The organism is Polyangium sp. y55x31, assembly GCF_029946505.1.
In the GTDB taxonomy this organism is placed as follows: Bacteria; Myxococcota_A; Polyangia; order Polyangiales; family Polyangiaceae; genus Polyangium.
This window is the reverse complement of record NZ_JARZHG010000096.1, coordinates 1-1,732: the sequence shown is the minus strand read 5'-3', so window position 1 is coordinate 1,732 and position 1,732 is coordinate 1. Positions and strand designations below refer to the sequence as shown.

Sequence of the window (1,732 nt, the reverse complement as noted above, 5' to 3'; positions counted from 1 at the left end):
TTTGGGGACCCTCATCCGGGAATCGGTTTCCCCTTCGCCCGAAAACCGGACCGAGGCGGTTTTGGGGACCCTCATCCGGGAATCGGTTTCCCCTTCGCCCGAAAACCGGACCGAGGCGGTTTTGGGGGCCTTCATCCGGGAATTGGCTTTGCCTTCGCCCGAAAACCGGACCGAGGCGGTTCTGGGACCTCTCATTCGGGGAATCCACCTTCCCGACTCCGAAAGGGTTCGCCAGCGCCCTCTTCGCGTGCTCCTGGTCAGCAGACAGACGGCAGCGCTCCAGGAGGGGCAAAGTCGAGAGATCCGCCCAAGCGGTACGCTCGAACGTGGACCACACCTGCTTACCTAACCCTACCATCGAGGGCCAGAGCCAAAGAGCCACGAAGCATCCATCTCTGGACGTTTTCGAAACTGGGATGGGGGCTTGGGCCAACCCCCTCCGCCATGCCCCGGACATCTCGCGCCACCCTCCGCCTTGTCGATCTCTCCGGTGATCCCCCCGGTGAGGTCCTGCTCTTCCGCGCGGGCGTGAACAAGTCCTACAAGGGCCTGCTCCTCTTCGACGAGGAAGCCGCGCGCCGCGTCCTCGCTGACTTCGAGGCGCACGGCGCCGAACTCTTCTTCGACTACGATCACGCCTCCCTCTACGGCTTCTCGAAGGGCGCGGGCGAGGCGGCGGCGTGGTTCCGCCCCGAGGTCCGCGAGGGCGCGCTCTGGGCGGTCGATGTGCGCTGGACCGAGGAGGCCGCGGAGAAGGTTCGGGCGCGGAAGTATCGCTACATCTCGCCCGCGGTCGATTACGAGCTCGATAGCAACCGGATCACGCGGCTGATCAACGTCGCGCTGACGAACCTGCCCGCTTCGCACGGGCTTCCGCCGCTGATGGCGGCTTCGCAGGGAGCAAAAGGCATGCTGGAAGGCGCGCTCGCGCATATCGCCTCGGGGCTCGGGCTCGATCCCGACTCGGCGACCGAGGACGACGTGATCAAGGCGTTTGACGATCACATGGCCGAGGAAGGCGGCGAAGAGGGGGACGACGCGCTGAAGGACAGCGACGCGGCGGAGGCCCTTGCGCAAATCCGCACCCTGACGGGGAAGGCGACGACGCGCGAGGCGCTCGCGGCGGCGGCCGAGGAGCTGCAAGCAGCGCGCGCGGCGGCCGTGGAGGACGAGATCGGCGCGCTCGTGGATCGGGGCATCGCGGCGAAGCTCATCCCCGAGGCGGGGCGGGAGGCGTTCGTCAAGCTCGGCCGGAAGGATCTCGACGCGTTGCGGGAGCTCGTCGGGAGCACGGGCGAGGATCCCGAGCGGGAGAAGCCGAAAAAGGAATTGCCGAAGGGCGATCCCCCGAAGAAACCGGCGGCGAGGCCCTCGCCTCCGGCGACGCGGTATCAGCAAGCGTCTCTGGCGGCGCGTACCCGTCGGAATGGCGAGTTTGATCTCCAGGTGGCGAAAACGCTGCGGATCGATCCTGCCGCGATGGACGAGGGCGACGATTGAAGGAGCTGGGCCATGGTCCGTGACGTCAAGCGATACGGGATCGGCGTCTGCGTCGAGAGGCTCGCGCCGGGCATGAAGGCCGGCGCGGTGATCGAGGAAGGCAATATCGTCTGCGTGGATGCCTCGGGCTACGCGCTCGAGGCAACCGAGGCGGCGGATCTGCGGCCGGTCGGACGAGCCTGCGAGACGAAGGACAACAGCGCGGGCCAGGACGGCGCCGAGCGGATCAACT

Annotated in this window: 1 protein-coding gene and 1 pseudogene; both read left to right on the top strand. The window is 67.1% G+C overall.

Annotation, left to right across the window (positions count from 1 at the left end; all coding sequences use genetic code 11):
- The first annotated feature begins 444 nt into the window (after positions 1 to 444).
- Complete coding sequence (locus QHF84_RS50155; protein WP_281320790.1) at positions 445 to 1,500, top strand: phage protease; 1,056 nt, start codon at positions 445 to 447, stop codon at positions 1,498 to 1,500.
- Positions 1,501 to 1,512: 12 nt separating this feature from the next.
- Positions 1,513 to 1,732, top strand: a pseudogene (locus QHF84_RS50150) (hypothetical protein); the annotation flags it as partial.

Bases quoted from the DNA above. Each gene is read 5' to 3' on its own strand.
- QHF84_RS50155 (WP_281320790.1), top strand. From the start codon at position 445: ATGCCCCGGACATCTCGCGCCACCCTCCGCCTTGTCGATCTCTCCGGT.